The sequence below is a fragment of the Companilactobacillus halodurans genome (assembly GCF_009600995.1).
Lineage (GTDB): Bacteria > Bacillota > Bacilli > Lactobacillales > Lactobacillaceae > Companilactobacillus > Companilactobacillus halodurans.
Map to the genome: position 1 here is coordinate 1 of NZ_VDFO01000047.1, position 19,736 is coordinate 19,736.

The 19,736-nt window shown below is 36.0% G+C and carries 14 protein-coding genes and 2 tRNA genes; 15 read left to right on the forward strand and 1 reads right to left on the reverse strand.

Annotation, left to right across the window (positions count from 1 at the left end):
* From FHL05_RS12875 to FHL05_RS10975, 12 genes are all read left to right on the forward strand, one after another.
* The coding region (locus FHL05_RS12875) for an IS3 family transposase (protein ID WP_153384755.1) at positions 1-97 on the forward strand (97 nt) is incomplete at its 5' end.
* A gap of 768 nt (positions 98-865) precedes the next feature.
* On the forward strand, positions 866-2,218 hold the full coding sequence (locus FHL05_RS10925; protein WP_153522699.1) for an FAD-dependent oxidoreductase: 1,353 nt from the start codon (positions 866-868) through the stop codon (positions 2,216-2,218).
* Positions 2,219-2,357: 139 nt separating this feature from the next.
* Positions 2,358-2,705: a DUF6483 family protein gene (locus tag FHL05_RS10930; protein WP_153385279.1), complete on the forward strand. Its 348-nt coding sequence runs from the start codon at positions 2,358-2,360 to the stop codon at positions 2,703-2,705.
* Positions 2,706-3,101: 396 nt separating this feature from the next.
* Positions 3,102-5,654 carry a YfhO family protein gene (locus FHL05_RS10935; protein WP_153522701.1) on the forward strand — a complete coding sequence of 851 codons (2,553 nt, stop codon included), beginning with the start codon at positions 3,102-3,104 and terminating at the stop codon, positions 5,652-5,654.
* Between the two features lie 102 nt (positions 5,655-5,756).
* Complete coding sequence (gene glpK, locus FHL05_RS10940; RefSeq protein WP_153522703.1) at positions 5,757-7,265, forward strand: glycerol kinase GlpK; 1,509 nt, start codon at positions 5,757-5,759, stop codon at positions 7,263-7,265.
* Between the two features lie 44 nt (positions 7,266-7,309).
* Positions 7,310-8,812, forward strand: a complete 1,503-nt coding sequence (gene glpK / locus FHL05_RS10945; RefSeq protein WP_153385282.1) for a glycerol kinase GlpK — start codon at positions 7,310-7,312, stop codon at positions 8,810-8,812.
* Between the two features lie 144 nt (positions 8,813-8,956).
* The gene (locus FHL05_RS10950) at positions 8,957-10,432 is read left to right on the forward strand and encodes a peptide MFS transporter (protein WP_153385283.1); all 1,476 of its coding nucleotides are present in this window, start codon (positions 8,957-8,959) and stop codon (positions 10,430-10,432) included.
* Positions 10,433-10,755: 323 nt separating this feature from the next.
* Positions 10,756-12,555 (forward strand): SLAP domain-containing protein, encoded by a 1,800-nt coding sequence (locus tag FHL05_RS10955; RefSeq protein ID WP_153522706.1) that lies wholly within the window; start codon positions 10,756-10,758, stop codon positions 12,553-12,555.
* 108 nt (positions 12,556-12,663) lie between these two features.
* Positions 12,664-12,746, forward strand: a tRNA-Tyr gene (locus FHL05_RS10960).
* A gap of 5 nt (positions 12,747-12,751) precedes the next feature.
* A tRNA-Gln gene (locus FHL05_RS10965) sits at positions 12,752-12,823 on the forward strand.
* A gap of 318 nt (positions 12,824-13,141) precedes the next feature.
* Positions 13,142-13,843, forward strand: a complete 702-nt coding sequence (locus FHL05_RS10970; RefSeq protein ID WP_153385285.1) for a GntR family transcriptional regulator — start codon at positions 13,142-13,144, stop codon at positions 13,841-13,843.
* A gap of 78 nt (positions 13,844-13,921) precedes the next feature.
* A complete protein-coding gene (locus FHL05_RS10975; protein ID WP_153385286.1) occupies positions 13,922-15,316 on the forward strand; it encodes an O-antigen ligase family protein in 1,395 nt (464 codons plus the stop codon).
* 50 nt (positions 15,317-15,366) lie between these two features.
* On the opposite strand, the gene FHL05_RS10980 is transcribed toward FHL05_RS10975, so the two are convergent.
* Positions 15,367-16,104: a WecB/TagA/CpsF family glycosyltransferase gene (locus tag FHL05_RS10980; RefSeq protein WP_153522708.1), complete on the reverse strand. Its 738-nt coding sequence runs from the start codon at positions 16,102-16,104 to the stop codon at positions 15,367-15,369.
* Between the two features lie 58 nt (positions 16,105-16,162).
* On the opposite strand from FHL05_RS10980, the gene FHL05_RS10985 reads away from it, so the two are divergent.
* The 3 genes from FHL05_RS10985 to nadE are packed head-to-tail and all read left to right on the forward strand — an operon-like array spanning position 16,163 to position 19,582.
* On the forward strand, positions 16,163-17,239 hold the full coding sequence (locus FHL05_RS10985) for a glycosyltransferase (protein WP_153385288.1): 1,077 nt from the start codon (positions 16,163-16,165) through the stop codon (positions 17,237-17,239).
* A gap of 44 nt (positions 17,240-17,283) precedes the next feature.
* Complete coding sequence (locus FHL05_RS10990; RefSeq protein ID WP_153385289.1) at positions 17,284-18,759, forward strand: nicotinate phosphoribosyltransferase; 1,476 nt, start codon at positions 17,284-17,286, stop codon at positions 18,757-18,759.
* Between the two features lies 1 nt (position 18,760).
* Entirely contained in the window at positions 18,761-19,582 is an 822-nt protein-coding gene (gene nadE, locus FHL05_RS10995; RefSeq protein ID WP_153385290.1) for an ammonia-dependent NAD(+) synthetase, read from the forward strand.
* Positions 19,583-19,736 lie beyond the last annotated feature (154 nt).

The window sequence follows — 19,736 nt, forward strand, 5'->3', positions numbered from 1 at the left end:
ATATGTATATTACTATAACAACAAAAGGATAAGGACAAAATTGGCCGGAAAGACACCGGTAGAATACCGGAATCTTTCCGACCAACTGATTGCCTAAAATAAACTCCAATTAATGGGGTTCACTTCAATTCAGGATTTGGTCGTCTTTTTTATATAATAATAAAAATATGGTCGATAAATTAAACGTTATTTTGACGGATAATGTGCTTTATGTTCATTTTTGTTCGCATTAATTTCAAAAAAGACAAAAAAACAGCTCATCTGGGGGATGGGCTTGTTTTTTGTCACACTTACGTGTAACGGCATTACCAGTAGTGTTAGAAGGTAAAGGGTATGAATGCTTGTGAGGTTTCCATATTTTGTCAAATAGAGAGGGATTTGTTAATTAATTAATGAAAGCATTCAAAGTAAATTATTAATGAGTTGACACATTATAAATGAGAATTGATTGAGGGGGGCAATTCAAATTTATTTTTGCTAGTAAATTAGATTACGATATGAGGATGTACCGCAATCCGATTAAAGAGTTTAAAAGGAAGGAATTGCATGTCATATCTTTTACCTCTTTCACGGTTATAAATATAGCACACGTGTTTAAACAAATAAATTCAAATTTAGAAAAAATAATTATTTGTTTTTAATATCACAAACTGGTTGTTTTATGAGACTATGATAGTACCTTCAATTCTGCGTTCTCGGTGAAAGATAATACGCAAATTCACTGATTGTGTGGAATAACGAGGGGTAATTATGGTTATTATTCCTAATATAAATATTTGTGATATATTTTTCTAATTATTTTGTAAACGCTTTAATTATATGGAAGAATTAACTATAATTAAAATAAAAAAGGATGGTAGTTATTATGAAGGTAAGTATTGTAGGTTGTACACATGCAGGAACATTTTCAGCAATGAATATTCTTCAGGAGCACCCAGATTGGGAAGTTTCTGTCTTTGAAAGAAACGATAACCTTTCTTTCTTGTCATGTGGTATCGCACTTTGGGTCAGTGATCGTGTTTCTGATCCTAACAAGATGTTTTATGCTTCACCAGAAGCTTTGACAAAACTTGGCGCTCACATGTACATGCAACATGATGTCACAGATATCGACTTCGATAATAAAAAGCTAGCAGTAAAGAACCTTGTTAGTGGGGAAACATTCGAACAAGACTATGACAAATTGGTTATTACAACTGGTTCTGCTCCTGTTGTCCCTCCAATCGACGGTATTGATTCAGACCGTGTTATGCTTTGCAAGAATTGGACAAACGCTACTGAACTAAAAGAAAACTCGAAAGACATCAAGAGTGCTGTCGTAATCGGTGCCGGTTATATCGGTGCTGAATTGGCTGAAGGTTATTCTACACTTGGTAAGGAAACAACTTTGATCGATGCTTTGCCACATGTTTTGGATAAGAACTTCGATCCTAATATGTCAGCTGTTGCTGAACAAGATTACAAAGACCATGGTGTTAAATTGGGTCTAGGTGAAAAGGTTGTTTCATTTGAAGAAACAGACCACAGCATTATCGTCAAGACTGACAAGAACAGTTATGAAGCTGATATTGCTGTTATGTGCGTTGGCTTCCGTCCTAATACAAAGATGTTTGCCGACCAATTTAAGACATTGCCAAATGGTGCTTTAATTGTCGATAAGTATATGCACACAAGTAAAAAAGATGTCTTCTCAGCCGGAGACGCTGCATCAGTTCACTACAATCCAACAAATGACGACCAATACATTCCTTTAGCAACTAACTCAGTTCGTCAAGGTATCTTAGTTGGTAGAAATATTGAAAAAGATACGACTGCTTATATCGGTACACAAGCAAGTTCAGCTGTTGAATTATTTGGCAGAACATATGCTGCCAGTGGTTTGACTAAGACTCATGCCGATGTTTTGGGTAAGAAAGTTGAAGAAGTGTCATTGGAAGATAACTATCGTCCTGAATTCATGTTGTCCACAACTCCTGTCTTGATGAATCTCGTTTGGGATCCAGAAACAAGAGTTGTCTTGGGCGGTGCGTTGACAAGTAAATATGATGTTTCACAATCTGCTAACTTGTTGTCATTAGCCATTCAAAAGAAAGTTACGATCGATGAGTTGTCGATGGTCGACTTCTTCTTCCAACCAAACTTTGACAAGCCAGTTAACTATGTCAGTGCTTTAGCTGGAGCTGCCGTTGAAAAGGCTAATTCAAAAGTTTCAGAATAAAATAAGAACTCCCTGATATAGATACAAAGGAAACTGCTGATTTTTAAGTAAATCAGCAGTTTTTTTATTCTTAATATAAGTATCTAAAAAAGGCTAGTGATGATATTCTTGAGTTAAATAAAATGGTGAGGATTAGACAATGGAAGATGATGATTTTCTTTTGCGACAAATTAAATCGATTGCCGAGGGATTTGGTTATTTAGCTGGGAAAAAGGGTCATGAGAAAACTGAAATTGTTTATCAGCAGCAACAAAATCAAAAAGGTTTGCTTTACACGAAATTAGATGATTTGCTCTTGCATAAAAAATATGAAGCAGCAATCCACTTAGTCTATGAACAAAAATTTGAATTAGACCGAAATAGTTATTATGAATTGGGATTATGGCTGATTGAAAAATTGAAACGCGATGATTCAACAATGAATCCTTTATTATTGCAGGAATTTTCTACTAATATGGACAAGTATAAAGACAAACGTACGAGCTAATTCACAGATTATTCTTATTTAAGATATTTAAAATTCACATATACCAGTTATGATGTATTCATAGTCAAATTTGACTATCAATAAAAACGAGGTGAATTTTATGAAAAAACATCCTATTCTCGTTCTCACAGGTGTTTCAGTTTTAGCGACTATTTGCACTAAAATGATTAGAAGCCGCAATGAGAAGAGATTCTTGTACTAAAATCTCCAAATTTTCAAAAATACAAAACAAACGAATCAAAACCATTCAAAAAATTCGATTCCGATAACTAATTTTTTTAAATAAAATATATATAAAAACGATCTTGAGAGTCTGCGTGAGCAGACTCTTTTTTTGTCTTTCTTTGCATTTAAAGAATATATCTCATATTATTTGAGTAGTTAGGAGATAAAAATATGATAAAACGTCGTTTGCCTTATTATTTCGGAGCTTTTTTCATAAATCTCATTATAATTTCGATAATTTTTGCTGCTTCGCAGTTAGTTCCTTTTGGGAGCAACAATTTTTTGAGTAGCGACTTAGGAACTCAATATTTGGCCTTTTTGACCGAATTGAGAAGACAACTAGTTTCTGGCAATGTGCATCTGTACTTATTCAGCCAGTCTTTAGGGGACAATTTTTTTCCAGTTATCAGTTACTATTTGCTATCACCCTTCAATTTATTGTTGGTACTGTTTAGTCCCAAAGGGATTCCCGCTGCAGCCAATATTATCATCATGCTAAAAATTTCCACCATGGGCGTTTCCATGGCCTACTTTTTAACGTCATATTTTAAAAAGAGAGGGATGGCTAATTATTTATTCACGATTGCGTATAGTTTTTGCGGATTCGTAGCCTCTTACTTTTATGATTTGATGTGGTTGGATGCTCTTATCATGTTGCCACTGGTTGCGGTTGGCGTGATGCTTGTTATCAAGCAACAGAAATATATTTTGTACTATTGTTCGATTTTATTAGCAATTATTTTTAACTATTATTTGGGATACATGCTGTGTATTTTTTCAGTTTGTTTCTTCGTATATATTGCTCTAGAGGAAAAACTGTTTCAAAGAAAAATCAAATGGCACATTATTCGTAATTATTTAATGACCTCTATTTTGGCAGGGCTAAGTTCAGCTGTTGTTTTAATTCCAACTCTAGTTGGGATGTTGAAGACTGCCAAAACTTCCTTTAATTTGTTCAATTATTTGCCTTCAGCTCGTTTTGGACTAGAGGCTTTAACTGAACTTGGTATTGGTGGCAATACTTTTCAACAGCGCTTGGAACATGGTCCTTCAGTCTTTATGACGACTTTGATTTTGATTTTATTATTGAGCTATTTCTTCAGTTCTAAAATTTCTAATCAAGATAAAGCTCACTCGCTGATTCTTTTAGGCGTTCTTTTAGTCAGCATGTTTGTAACCACGTTTAATACTGTATGGCACATGTTTCAAAATCCCGCAGGATTTCCATTTCGCAATAGTTTCATTTTTTCTTTCGTCTGTATTTTTATCGCTTATAAAGCTTTTGACAAAGGAGTCTTTCAGGAAAGCGACACCATCATCAAGAGTACTTGCGTCGCTGGCATCCTGATTTGTTTGGGTTATTCGACAGAATGGCTTTTGCCAAGAATCATTGAAAAATTAGGATTCGACCGTCCCGATAATCCTTATGATGGACGTTATTTTTGGCTCAGTATCGCCTGTATCGTGATTTCAGGGACATTATTGCTTTTATTGAATCGTAATCAGAAATTTTTAAGTTTAATGCTGATTATGGTGGCCTTTGAAGTGATTGCTAATTTCAATGCAGTCATGGGGACAGCTGGATTAGGCAATCAATTGGTTTACCGCAGCGAATTTGCTAAGGAAAACAATATTTTAAAGGATGTCAAAAATCAAAGCCATAAAGGGCAGCGCATCATCGTTTCAAAATCTGGACTCAATAAAGCTTTTCCTGAGAAGTATAATAATTATAATGATCCGATATTATTCAATATCAATGGACTAAGTTTGTATAGTTCGACTTTGGATCAAAATACGCTCGAAATGATGCATAATTTAGGATATTTTAGTTTGAACGTTAGAAGAATCAGTTATTATGGCGGCACTAATTTAACTAATGCCTTGTTAGGTGTCTATTATCGAGTTCGACAATGGGATAATCATTATCATGTTGAAGAAAACTATAATGCTCCATCAATGGGCTTCTTAGTTGACCCCGATGTTTATAATTTCAAGATGTATCAAAAAAGAGCGCTCTCCAATCAAGACCGCCTGTGGCAAGCTCTTAATGGCAATAGTCAGGAATACTTAAAAAATGTCATAATCAACAGTATGCAACAAACCGAATTTAACAATAAGACGCTTTACACTTACCAATTGAGCACTCGAGCTAGTGGGCCGCTTTATTTTTACGTTTCACCGATGAATTACGTCAAAGCAAGAATTTACGTCAATGGCAAGCGGATTAAAACGGCAGATAAAAATGTTTACAGTGCAGCTTCGATTCGATTGGGTCATTTCAAGAACAAGCAAAAAATTCAAGTGAAGATATTGACTGACAAAGCGCTCGATGTTGATCCTGATTATTTCCAGTCCTTAGATCAAACTAGTTTTCTAAAGACTTTGCAAAAATTTCGGCAGAATTCCTTGCAGATTAGTTCCGACCTCAATCATGATACTGTTAGAGGGACGATTTCTGTTAAGAACAAATCTCCAATGTTGTTCAGCATTCCTTATGACGACGGGTGGCAGGCGAGTGTTGATGGTAAAAAAGTCAAAATCCACAAAGTCGTTGAGAATTTAATGGCAATTAATTTAAAACCTGGTAAGCATCAGGTGGTTTTGAATTATCAAGTGCCCGGATTGAAGCTAGGCTGGATAGTTTCCGGAATATCGGTTATTCTGTTTATTAGTTTTAGTTTATTAGAAAAATCAAAATATTGGAAAAATAAATCTAAAGAATAAATTTTATAACAAAATATTAAAAATGAAGGCAATTGTTTGCAAAATTAGCTAGATGTTATAATATTTTGATGTGAAGCGTTTACATAAAAATGAGGTGAAATGATGTCAAATGAATATATTATGTCCATTGATGAAGGTACAACTAGTACTCGGGCGATAATTTTCGATCAAAAAGGAAATAAAATTGCCGATGCTCAACGTGAATTCACTCAGCATTTTCCTGAACCCGGTTGGGTCGAACACGATGCAAACGAAATTTGGAATGCGGTGCAGTCGACTATCGCAAATGTTTTTATCGAGTCTGGCATTAAACCAAAACAAATCAAAGGTATCGGTATTACGAATCAACGTGAAACGACCGTTATTTGGGATAAGAATACTGGCTTGCCAATTTATAATGCGATTGTTTGGCAAAGTCGCCAAACTTCTGACATTGCTAATCAATTAAAAAAAGATAATTATGAAGATTTAATTCATGAAAAAACAGGCTTATTGATTGATCCATACTTTTCAGCTACTAAAATTCGCTGGATTTTGGATCATGTTGACGGGGCTCAAGAACGTGCTGAAAATGGCGATTTGCTCTTTGGAACCATTGACAGTTGGTTGCTTTGGAAATTGTCTGGGGGAGCTTCTCATGTGACTGACTATTCAAATGCTAGTCGGACGATGCTCTTTAATATTCATACTTTAAAATGGGATGATGAAATTCTAAAGATTTTGAATATTCCTAAGAAGATGCTGCCACAGGTGCGTCCAAACTCAGAAGCTTATGCGAAAACTAAGGATTATCATTTCTACGGTTCCGAAGTTCCTATCGCTGGTATGATAGGTGATCAGCAGGCTGCCTTGTTCGGCCAAATGGCTTTTGAACCCGGAATGGTTAAAAATACTTATGGTACCGGGGCTTTTATCGTTATGAATACTGGTGAAGAACCTCAATTGTCAGACAATAATTTGTTGACGACGATTGGTTATGGTATCAACGATAAAGTTTATTATGCGTTGGAAGGTAGTATTTTCGTAGCTGGTTCAGCAATTGAATGGTTGCGTGATGCAATGCACTTGGTGGACACGGCTCCAGAATCTGAAGAGGCTGCTTTAGCTTCAAATGACGATGATGAAGTTTATGTCGTTCCAGCCTTTACCGGTTTAGGCGCTCCTTATTGGGATGCCGATGCCCGTGGTGCTGTCTTTGGATTGACGCGTGGAACTTCAAGAAATGACTTCATCAAAGCTACTTTGCAATCATTAGCTTATCAATCTCGTGACGTTATCGAAACGATGAAAAAAGATACTGGTATCGATATTCCAACATTGAAAGTTGACGGTGGTGCAGCCAATAATCGCTATTTGATGCAGTTTCAAGCTGATATTCTTCAGACCCCTGTTCAAAGAGCAAAGGATTTGGAAACAACTGCTCTAGGTGCAGCATTTTTAGCTGGACTAGCAGTAGGGTATTGGGATAATCTAGATGATATCAAACAGCAATATGCGACCGGCGCAACTTTTGAACCAGAAATGGAACAAAAGCGAGCTGATTACTTGTACGAAGGTTGGAAGGAAGCCGTTAGTGCAACGAGAAAATTCAAGCATAAGGCAACAAAATAAAGGCGGAATGCGCCTTTTTTAGTGTTTAGGAGTAAATAATAGAGATGGATAAAGAATATATTTTAGCAATCGACGAGGGGACTACGACTGCGCGGGCAATTATTTTTGATCACAATGGAAAAAAAGTTGCCATAGCTCGACACCCAATTAGACAAATCTTGCCTAATCCTGGCTGGGTCGAACACGAGCCAAATGAAATCTGGAATGCCGTTCAAACGACAATTGCTACAGCTTTAATCGATTCAGGGATTAAACCTAAGCAAATCAAAGCTATCGGAATTGCTAGTCAACGTGAAACTACGGTTGTCTGGGATAAAAATACTGGTTTGCCAATTTATAATGCGATTGTTTGGCAAAGTCGTCAGACTTCAAGATTAGCTAATGATTTAATTAAAAATGGCTATAAAGACGAGATTCATAAAAAAACTGGTTTGATTATCAGTCCATACTTTTCAGCTACGAAGATTCGTTGGATTTTGAATCATGTTGAGGGTGCCCAAGAAAAAGCTGAAAAGGGCGATTTGTTATTTGGGACCATCAATACTTGGCTTTTATGGAAGTTAACTGACGGCGAGAGCTTCTTGACCGATTACGCTAATGCAAGTCGGACAATGCTCTTTAATATCAATACATTAAAATGGGATGAGGATTTATTAAAATTATTTAATATTCCTAAAGCGATGTTGCCAGAAGTTAAATCAAATTCTGAAATCTTTGGTATTACGAAGAATTATCAATTTTACGGTTCAGAGATTCCGATTTCAGGGATGACTGGGTCGCAACAAGCCTCATTATTTGGTCAGATGGCTTTTGAAAAGGGCATGGTCAAGAATACCTATGGAACTGGTGCTTTTGCCGTTATGAACACCGGTGATAAGCCTGCTTTATCAGACAACAATCTGTTAACGACGATTGCCTATGGGATCAATGGCGAAGTCAAGTATGCCTTAGAAGGAAGCGTCTTTGTTGCTGGAGCTGCTTTACAGTGGTTGCGAGATGATATGCGCTTGATCAGTTCGACGCCGTCGACTTCTAAAATTGCTAAGCAGTCGACTGATCAAAATGAAATTTATGTGGTACCAGCCTTTGCTGGTCTGGGTGCACCATATTGGGATAATCAGGCTCAAGGCACCATTTTTGGCATCACTCGAGGAACGACGGATAAAGATTTGGTCAAAGCTACGCTTCAAGCAATTGCTTATCAAACAAAAGATATTATCGAAACGATGGCTTCTGACGCAAAGATGCCAATTGAGGTCTTAAAGGTTGATGGGGCAGCTTCTGCCAATGATTATCTGATGCAATTTCAAACTGACATCTTGAATATTTCTTTACAACGTTCTTCAGAATTGGAAACAACTTCTTTAGGCGTAGCTTTTATGGCTGGATTAGGAGTTGGCTTTTGGAAAGATTTGGATGATATCAAAAAAAATTATCAAATCGGAAAAACTTACGAACCAAAAATGGAACAGACAGTTAGGAAAGATTTGTATAACGGTTGGAAGGAAGCGGTTTCGGCAACCATGGCCTTTAAGCATAACGATTAATAATAAGAGAGTATCTTAAAAGACTCTTATTTTTAATTGTTGATATATAAGGATTTTGATGATTTTTATTAAAAACACTTTGACATAGACGCTTTGTAAGTTTAATATTAATCTATCGTTGTGTAATGTGAGGAGAATTTTTTAATGGATAAGAAAAAGGACCGAGGATTTTTCGGTCAGCCGATTGGCTTGCGTACCTTATTCTTAACTGAATTTTGGGAAAGATTCAGTTATTATGGTATGCGTGCTATTTTACTTTTCTACATGTATTATGCTGTAGAAAAGGGCGGACTTGGTATGAACCAAACTACCGCCGCATCTGTTATGTCCATTTATGGTTCATTAGTTTACATGTCTAGTGTGCTGGGTGGATATATCAGTGATAGACTTCTAGGAGCTAGAAGAACTGTCTTCTGGGGCGGTGTCTTGATCATGTTTGGTCACATCGTCTTGTCACTACCAATTGGTCAAGGAGGTCTATATATTTCTATAGCCTTGATTACTATTGGTACTGGTTTATTGAAACCAAATGTTTCTGAAATGGTTGGTGGACTTTATACAGAAGGAGATCCAAGACGTGATTCTGGTTTCAGTATTTACGTTATGGGTATCAACTTAGGTTCACTGATTGCACCACAAGCTGTAACAACTATGTGGAATCACTTTAATTTCCATGCTGGTTTCTCATTGGCTGCTATTGGTATGTTCATTGGGTTAATTGTTTACTGGTGGGATGGTCGCAAGTACTTGCCAGAATCAAGCATGCATGCACCAGACCCTATTACCGGAGAAGAACGTGCTAAATTCTTCAAACGTTTGACTTGGGGAATCGTGGCAGTAATTATTATTGTTGCTGTAATGTTCTTTGCCAATGCCTTCAATGTTGATAACTTTATTACGATTCTAAGTATCTTAGGTATCGCCTTGCCAGTTGGTTACTTCGTAATGATGCTAACAAGCAAGAAAGTTACTAAGATTGAAAAATCTCGTGTTGTTGCTTATATTCCGCTATTTATCGCCGCTGCAATTTTCTGGGCAATTGAAGAACAAGGTTCAGTTATCTTGGCCTTGTTTGCCGCTCAACAAACGCAGCTTAACTTTGCTGGATTCCAACTATCAGCACCACAGTTCCAAATGCTTAACCCATTCTTTATTATTATCTATACACCATTCTTTGCATGGTTATGGATTAAGTTGGGCAAGAGACAACCATCATCTCCATCTAAGTTCTGGATGGGATTAGTTGCCACAGCTCTTTCATACTTCGTCTTGATTATTCCTTTGATGGGATTAGGCGCAGGTGGAAAAGTTAGTCCACTTTGGTTAGTACTAAGTTGGGGTATTATTGAAATTGGTGAAATGTTGATTTCCCCAGTTGGATTGTCAGCTACAACTAAATTGGCACCAAAGGCCTTCTCATCTCAAATGATGAGTATGTGGTTCTTAGCCGATTCAGCCGGACAAGCCGCTAATGCTCAATTAGTTAAGTTATTCAAGCCAGGAGATCCTCAAAACGAAATGATGTTCTTTGGTGTCACTGGTATCGTGACACTTATTGCCGCAGTTCTCTTGATCATGTTTGTTCCAAGAATCAAGAAGTTGATGCAAGGTGTTAACTAACATTTAAATATCAAAAAAGTCATGACTTTGTGGTCATGGCTTTTTTGTTGTATTAGATAAATTTCAATTCAACTGGTATTCATTTACTGAATTAAAATAATGTTGAAATTTGATAAAAAATCAAGAAATAATCAAATGATTCAGTATCTAATAAGAACTTTTTATTCCAATAAATTATAATTTTATAATCATAAATTATATGAGAAAGTTTTATAGCATGAATAAAACTGCCTTATTATCAAAATAATGTAAAATAAATTTAATTTTATAAAAAGCGTTTCCATTGTACAATAATCAGTGAAGTAAGGAGGCGTTAATTTTTTATGAAAAATTGTATCAAAAAAATGATTTTTGGAACAATTGCTATTTTGGGATTATTCCTTGGATTTATGCAAGGTACTAATGTTAATGCTGCAAGTGACGATACTAGCTCTTCAAGTACCTCAACATCAACGACGACTACAGCACCATCTGATGTTGATGAACAAAGTTTTGGTGACAATGCAACTTGGTCAATCAAAGACAATGTTTTGTATTTGAGTGGTTCTAGTATTGATGAAACGGAAACTGTGAGTTATGACGAAGGGCAAGTCATTAAAGTTCCTTGGTTTGAACAGTATTCTAGTTTAAAAAATGTAACTAAGGTAGTTATTACTGGGACTGGCACTGATGGAAAATTAAAATTACCTGCCAATTCAGCTGGTTTGTTTAGAAATTTGCCTTCCGTTACGGAATATGAAGGATTAGACAATCTAGATGTAAGCGACGTAACTGATTTTACAGATATGTTTCAAAGAAATACTACCATTACGAATCTTGACCTAAGTAGTTTTAAAACTGATCAGACTGTTGATATGACGGAAATGTTTCAATATGATACTTATTTGGAAAGTGTTGATTTAAGTGGTTTTACAGGTTCCGATTTAACTGTTAAAAATATATTCAGTGGTACCTATAATATTGATAAAATCGTATTAGGCAATTTGAATTTAGAAAATGCCGGTTTCACATATTCCTCTTCAAAAGTAAAATGGGTCAATACTGATTCTTCTGATACAACGGGAGAATCGTATCCTAACGGAGAAGGAACATGGAGACTTAAAGTTACTAGTGATGCTACTAATTATGGAGATCAAACCTTTGATGGGGTTAATACACTTTTAGTAAATATAGACCCAACTTCTTTTGGAGAAAAAGGTGAAAACTTTGAAGATGTTTTATTGAGTGATTCTACCGATTATCAAAAGGTCGTTTTGGATGGTGATGCCTATTGTTGGGAATTAACGATTCCTGAGGAAGATTTACCTAAGTATGTGGGAGATACTATTAAAATAGAAGCTCCAGAAGTATCCGGATATACGCCGGACGTGTCATATATCGAATTAACGGCAAAATATAACAATCAAACATCAACAGGAAGTTTTTACAATACCACAAATATTAATGAAAGTGGTACTCAATATTATTTAAGCCTTACACCTACGTATGACCACATTGTCAATGCTAAAGTAAGTACATCTTCTCTTTCAGCTAATATTCCATTCTCTTATGTTTTTTATTACACAAAAGATTCAGATGATAGCTCAACAACTGGCGATGAAGATGATGACGACAATTCAACGACAACCGGCGATGAAGACGATGATGACGGTAATTCAACAACAACCGGCGATGAAGATGACAACGGTAATTCATCATCTAACTCAGATTCAAATTATGTAGATAAAGAACAAACCGTTTCAACATATCCAGATCGTAAGGCAGTCAAAGTTTACGATAAGAACGGTAATTTAAATGAGACAGTGGAACTAGCACCAAATACTGACTGGTATTCAGACCAAGAAGCTACTATCAATAATGAAAAGTATTATCGAGTAGCAACTAACAAATGGATTAAAGCAAGTGATGCTTATGTTTACAAGTCTGTTGATAAAGTTGTCAAGACTAAGGATGTTGAATATGAATCACTCAAGAATTCTCATGGTAAAGCAGTAACTAATCGTGCTTTAGCTGGCTTGAGTAAATGGAAGGTTGATAAATTGACTGAACTTGATGGCGAAGATTACTATCGAGTAGCTACGAATGAATTTGTCAAAGCTGCCAATGTAAATATAGTTAAATAAAAATATAAATGGATCCGGAAGGATTCATTTTTTTATAGAAATTACTTGAAATGACATCGAATTTTCGGTATTATTATTTAGTCGGATAAAGACATGTGTTAAACACATGGAGGGGTAGCGAAGTCTGGCTAAACGCGGCGGACTGTAAATCCGCTCCTTCGGGTTCGGTGGTTCGAATCCACTCCCCTCCATTCATTGGGTTATAGCCAAGCGGTAAGGCAATGGACTTTGACTCCATCATGCGCTGGTTCGAATCCAGCTAACCCAATTAAATGATTCGTTAGTCGTCAACAAGTGAGGTATTCTTGTTAGGCGGCTTTTTTGTTGTTAAAAAGATTATTAAAATTATTAATAACCAACCAATTAAAACAAAAAATCATTTATAATAATTTTGTGACTACAAATTTGACTTTTTGTAATCAAAAATCAATTATTTCAACTTAATAAGGGTGTTTTTAAAGATAATATGTTTGTGGTTAAGATTTCATTTTAAGTAATGTCTTGCGATTTTAAGGCCACTTCTTAATTTTTGACAGAAATACTGTATAATTAATGGAAGTAATGCTCATAAAGGAGTGCCAAATAAATGAAGGTACCAGTATATATACAAATTCATAATGAGATTAGAAAAGAAATCGAATCTGGCAAATGGGCTGTGGGGGAACGTATTCCATCTGAAAGACAGCTATCTCAAGATTTTGATGTTAGTCGAATGACTCTTCGTCAAGCGATTCAAACTTTAGTTGATGAAGGAATTTTACAACGTCAAGTTGGATCTGGAACTTATGTTGCCAGCAGCAAAGTGCAAGAAAAGATGTCTGGAACCACTAGTTTTACTGAAATCACTGAAAGTCAGGGTAAACATCCTTCGAGTAAGACGGTTTCGTACCACGTTGCTGATCCTTCTATTAGTGAATTAGAAAAGTTAAAATTAAAAGATGGCGACCAAGTTTTACGAATGGAGAGAATTCGTTACGCTGACAAACAACCAATTTGTTTTGAAGTAGCAACGATTCCGATTGATATCGTTAATAGCCTCAATAAAAAAGACATTACGTCTTCGCTTTATAAAGCTTTGGAAGATAAAGCAGGGTTAAAATTAGGTAACGCTGCTCAAACTGTTTCAGCTATCTTGGCATCTGAAAAGATTGCCAATTATTTAAACGTTAAACGCGGCTCAGCTGTATTGCGTGTGCGTCAAATTACTACTTTGGATGATGATCGTCCATTTGAGTACGTACGTTCACAATATGCAGGTGATCGATTTGAATTTTATTTAGAGAGATAATTCGTTTCTTTAAATTTGTTTTTAGGATAATATATTACTTGTTATAGTTTTAAAATTTTTAACTGGGAGTCACCACATATGCAAAGCTTTATAAAAAAATACAGCATTTTCTTGATGCTATATATAATTTTTCAACCAGTATTAGATGCAATTACCGGATTGATGGCTCAAGCCCATATCGATGTTACATTCGGGGTTTTAATTCGTATGGCTGTGATGGCAGTTAGTGTGTTTTACATACTTATTTTCCTGATTCTGAATCGGGATAATAAGCACGGGTTTCGAGTCATTGGCTATTTCGTCTTGTTAGGAGTAGTCTCGGTAATTAGTTTAGTTATCAATTACAATACCAAAAGAACATTTATTCCAACTTTGGAAATTACAAGTTTAGCTAAGAGTTTGTATTACCCAATTATGTTGTTGTCATATTTTTATGCTTTTGAAGAATTAGCTGAAGATCGAATCATTAATCGTTTCTTCCCTAAAGTAATCTTCATTGCTATCAATATTATCAGTGTCATCATGATTGTGTCGCACTTTACAAACACTAGTTTCAGCTCTTATTCATATTATAAATTGGGAGAAAGCGGCTGGTTCTTCGCTGCTAACGAATTGAGTGCGATTGTTTCAATTTCGTTCCCAATTATGGTTTGGTATGCTCTGAAAAAAATTGACAAGTGGTCGAGGATTTACTACTGGATTTCAATTATTTTGGCGATTTATTCTGCTTTATTGATTGGAACCAAGGGTTCACTGTTAGCAATTCTCTTCGGAACATGCATGTCGATTTTAGCCGCTGTTATTCGTCTGTTCCAAATCAAGGGTAAACGAAAATATACAGTTGGTATCATTGCACTGCTAGTCATTACTTTCGGTGGAATCTTAGCAGCTTATCCAGCAATGGCCGTTTCAAGAACAGCTGAATTGCATACCGATATGATTAAGTACAAAAAGAAACAAGCTAAGACTAAAAAAGGTATTACTAAAGACCAAAAGAAATATGTTGAAACTAATAAGACAGTTTCTTATTTACTTAGTGGTCGGACAGTTTACTTTGAAAATTCAGCTCATAACTTCTCTAAAGCAAGTCTTGCTCAAAAGACTTTTGGAATGGGTTATGCTACGAATTACAAGAGCGACAAAGATGCTAAATTGGTCGAAATGGATTATATCGATATCTTCTTCCAATTCGGTGTTATTGGAACCATCGTTTACTTAGCTCCATTGGCTTACTGTTTGATTTATTTGATTGGAGCATTCCTCAGAAAATTCAAGTACATGTGGTCGGTTAAGTGGTCGATGCTGGTTTCCAGCGTTGCTATTGGATTTGGGATGGCTTTGATGACGGGACACGTTATTGAAGCACCATCTGTCAGCATTTATTTTGTAGCCATTTTAGGTTATGCAATGTTGAATGCACGTATCTTTTTAAGAACAAATGATGATCCGTATACGATTAATGTTGAAGATTAAAATAAAATAGACCTAGCAAAAACGTTTTTGCTAGGCCTATTTTTTTATAATTATTTATTTTTTTGACGAGCTTTTTTTTCTTTATTGATCATGTTGAGATACTTAGGGATTGCGAGCATTCTTCCAAATCTAGTGGGTTCTTTGACTAGACGATAGAACCATTCCAAATTGAGCTTTTGCATAATTTTTGGGGCACGTTTCTTAGTTCCTGAGAAGACATCGAAACTTCCACCAACGCCAATCCAAACGGCATTTAGTTGATCTTTGTATTTGTTGATAAAGATTTCTTGTTTAGGTGAACCAAGAGCGACTAAGACGAGATTAGGCTTTTTAGTTATGATTTCTTGTGCTATTTCGCCTTCGTCTTTAAAATAGCCATCGTGATAGCCAACTAAGTCGATTTGTGGATAATCTTTTTTAATTTTGTTAGCCGTTGCTTCAATTACTTCGGGTTTTGATCCTAAGATGTAGACCTTTAGTAATTTGCGATTGGCTGCTTCAATCAAGTATTTTAATGTATCAAAACCAGTGATTCGTTCATGCATCGGAGTGCCTAAGATTTTAGCTCCTTTAATAATTCCGATTCCATCAGGAATTACGTAATCTGCATTATTGATAATTTTCGAAAAATTGGCATCTTTTCGGGCAGAGAGAACAATTTCTGGATTGGGTGTTACGATGAACTTGTTAGCTTTAAAATCTAAATCATTGTCCAAATATAAGTGGAATTGTTTTTCAGTAAAGTTATCAAACTCTGTGCCTAAAATATTTATTCTATTTTTGTGCATGGCGTTCTCCTTTAATGTATTATTATACACGAGAAAGATTAATTTGAGAGGTGTCGAAATGAGGGTTTTACATATCAATGCCGGAAACGAAGACGGCGGAGCACGGACATATATCGTGAACCTAATGAAAGGCCAAAAAATTATTGGCGAAGAAAGTACGCTTTTGACTTTTCAGGAAGGTCCAGTTTCTAAAATGGCGCGAGAAAACGGATTAAGAGTTGCAGTTATGGAACAAAAGCAACGGTTTGATTTATCGATTCTTAAACCATTGACTAAATATATTAATAATAATAATTTTGATATAGTTCATACGCATGGACCTCGTGCCAACTATATTGTTTCTTTGATTCGTAAAAATATCAATGCAAAATGGGTGATTACCGTCCATTCTGACCCTCGTATAGACTTTTCAGGTATCAAAGGGAAAGTTATGCTCAAATTGAATCTTCATGCCTTAAAACGAGCCGATTCGCTCTTTTACATGAATCCTGACTTAAAAGAGTATTTTGAATCTTTGAAGATTGACTCCACAAAAACTTTTGAAGTTTTCAATGCAATTGATTTTTCTGGAATCAACCCTCAATTCAATCGACAACCAACTTTTAGCCTCTTAGTAGTGGCTCGTTTAGTTGAAGTCAAGAATCACCGTTTGCTTTTAGAAGCTTTGAGCAAAGTTAGATTCAATTATCGTTTAACTTTAGTTGGCGATGGTCCCTTGATGGACGATTTACGTAATTTAGTCAAAGATTTAGGCATCAAGGATAAGGTAGAATTCGTTGGCTTTAGAGAAAATACTGGCGATTATTACCAGGAAAGCGATGTATCAGTCTTGACCTCTAAATCAGAAAGTTTGCCTACAGTTTACTTAGAATCAGCTGCTTATGGCAAACCTGTTATTGCGACAAATGTTGGTGCAACTGATAAAGTAATCAATGACGATACTGGTTGGTTAGTAGAATCAGATAATGAGCAAGAACTTATTGCTGCTTTAAATGATGCTCATGAATATTGGAAAGATGGCAGTTTGGATCAAAAAGGCCTAGCTTTGTACCAAGAAGTCCGTGACAATTATTCAATTGAACAACTTGCTCGAAAAGTAAATGAAGGCTATACTGCGACATTGAATAACAATTAAGGTAAAATAGACCTGAAATAAAATGTCAATTAATTAAGGGAGATATGATGACTCAATTTCAAGATGAGGATTTAACTTTACATACTGATTATTATGAATTAAATATGATGTATACGTATTGGAAGAAAGGATTACACAACCGTCGGGCTGTTTTTGAAGTTTACTTCAGAAAATTGCCTTTTGACAATGGTTTCGCTGTTTTTGCAGGACTTGAACACGTAGTCGATTATTTGAAGAACCTCAAATTTTCCGACTCTGACATCGATTATTTGCGCGAGTATGGTGAATTTGACGAAGAATTCTTGCGTTGGCTCAAAGATATGCAATTTAGCTGTACCGTTCGTTCATCGCTAGAAGGCGACTTGGTCTTCAACGAAGAACCTATTTTGCAAGTTGAAGGACCATTAGCTCAATGCCAATTGATTGAAACAGCTGTATTAAACATGGTCAATTTCCAAACATTGATTGCTACTAAAGCTGCTCGTGTTAAAAATGTTTGTGGCGACGACCCAGTAATGGAATTCGGATCACGTAGAGCACAAGAAGTCGATGCAGCTATTTGGGGAACTAGAGCTGCTTATATTGGTGGTTTTGATGCTACAAGCAATGTACTTGCAGGTAAATTGTTCGGCATTCCTATTTCAGGTACTCATGCTCATGCCTTGGTTCAAACATATAGAAACGAATATAATGCCTTCAAAGCCTACGCTACAACGCACAAGAATTGCGTATTCTTAGTTGATACCTACGATACTTTGAAAAGTGGCGTTCCTAGTGCAATTAAAGTTGCTCGTGAAATGGGCGACAAAATCAATTTCCTCGGTGTCAGAATCGATTCTGGAGATATGGCCTATATTTCTAAGCGTGTTAGAAAGCAATTGGATGAGGCTGGTTTCCCTAATGCTAAAATCTATGCTTCTAATGACTTGGATGAAAAGACTGTTCTTAATTTGAAGATGCAAGATGCCAAGATTGACGTTTGGGGTATCGGTACTAAAGTTATCACAGCCTTTGACCAACCTGCTTTAGGTGCGGTTTATAAGTTGGTAAGCATTGAAGACAATAAGGGCAATATGATGGATACTTTGAAACTATCCAGCAATGCTGCTAAAATCTCCACGCCAGGCAAGAAACAAGTTTGGCGCATTACTAACAATGAAAAAAACGACAAATCAGAAGGGGATTACGTAACCTTCTGGAATGAAGATCCTAGAGAACACAGTTCGCTTTACATGTTCCATCCACAATATACGTATATTAATAAGACTGTTGAAGACTTCCAAGCAAAACCATTGCTTCACGACATCTTTGTCGATGGTAAATTAGTTTATGATTTGCCAAATGTTAAAGAAATCAAAGAGTACTGCAATGCTAATTTGGATTCGCTTTGGGATGAGTATAAACGTATCTTAAATCCTCAAGTTTATCCAGTTGACCTTTCCTCAAAACTTTACAGTCACAAGATGAAGTACATTGAAAAGATCAGAAATGATGTAAACAATATTAGATTAGGTGACTAGAATGAGACCACTACAAAAAGAAATTATTGAATTTGAACAAGTAAAACCAGAAATTGACCCTGAAACTGAAATACGTCGTTCCGTTGATTTTCTTAAAGATTATTTGAAACAACACAGTTTTTTAAAGACTTTAGTTCTTGGAATTTCTGGCGGACAAGATTCCACATTAGCAGGTAAGTTGTCAGAAATGGCCATGACTGAATTGCGAAAAGAAACAGGCAATGACGACTATCAATTTATCGCTGTACGTTTGCCATATGGTGAACAAGCCGATGAATCAGATGCAATGCAAGCTATTGATTGGATGCAAGCTGATAAAGTCGTGAGAGTGAATATCAAAGATAGTGTTGATTCAATGGTGAAAGCTGTTGAAGCTAATGGAATGACTATTTCTGATTTCAATAAAGGCAATATCAAAGCAAGAACGCGAATGATTGCTCAATATGCAATTGCTGGCGATAACAATGGAGTTGTAGTGGGTACTGATCATGCAGCTGAAAATATTACTGGTTTTTATACTAAATTTGGAGATGGTGCTGCTGATGTAACGCCGTTATTCCGTTTAGATAAACGTCAAGGTAAAGCTTTATTAGCAAAATTATCTGCACCAAAGAACTTGTATGAGAAAATTCCTACTGCTGATTTAGAAGAGGACCGTCCAAGTCTCCCAGACGAAAAGGCTTTAGGGGTTTCTTACAAGGATATTGATGATTACCTTGAAGGTAAAGACATCAAAGAAGCAAGTGCTGAAATCATCGAAAACTGGTTTAAAAAGACAGCTCACAAGCGCCGTTCTCCATACACCGTTTTTGATGTTAAATAAATAAAAATAATTATTAGAAGTTTCATATTTTGGCTGTTCGTCAAATTAAGTTGATGGCAGTTTACATAAGCAGTTAGATCATAATTGGTCTAGCTGTTTTTTATTTGGCTGACGAGCTTGCTCGGAGCCAAAAAATTTGAAGATTGATACGCTT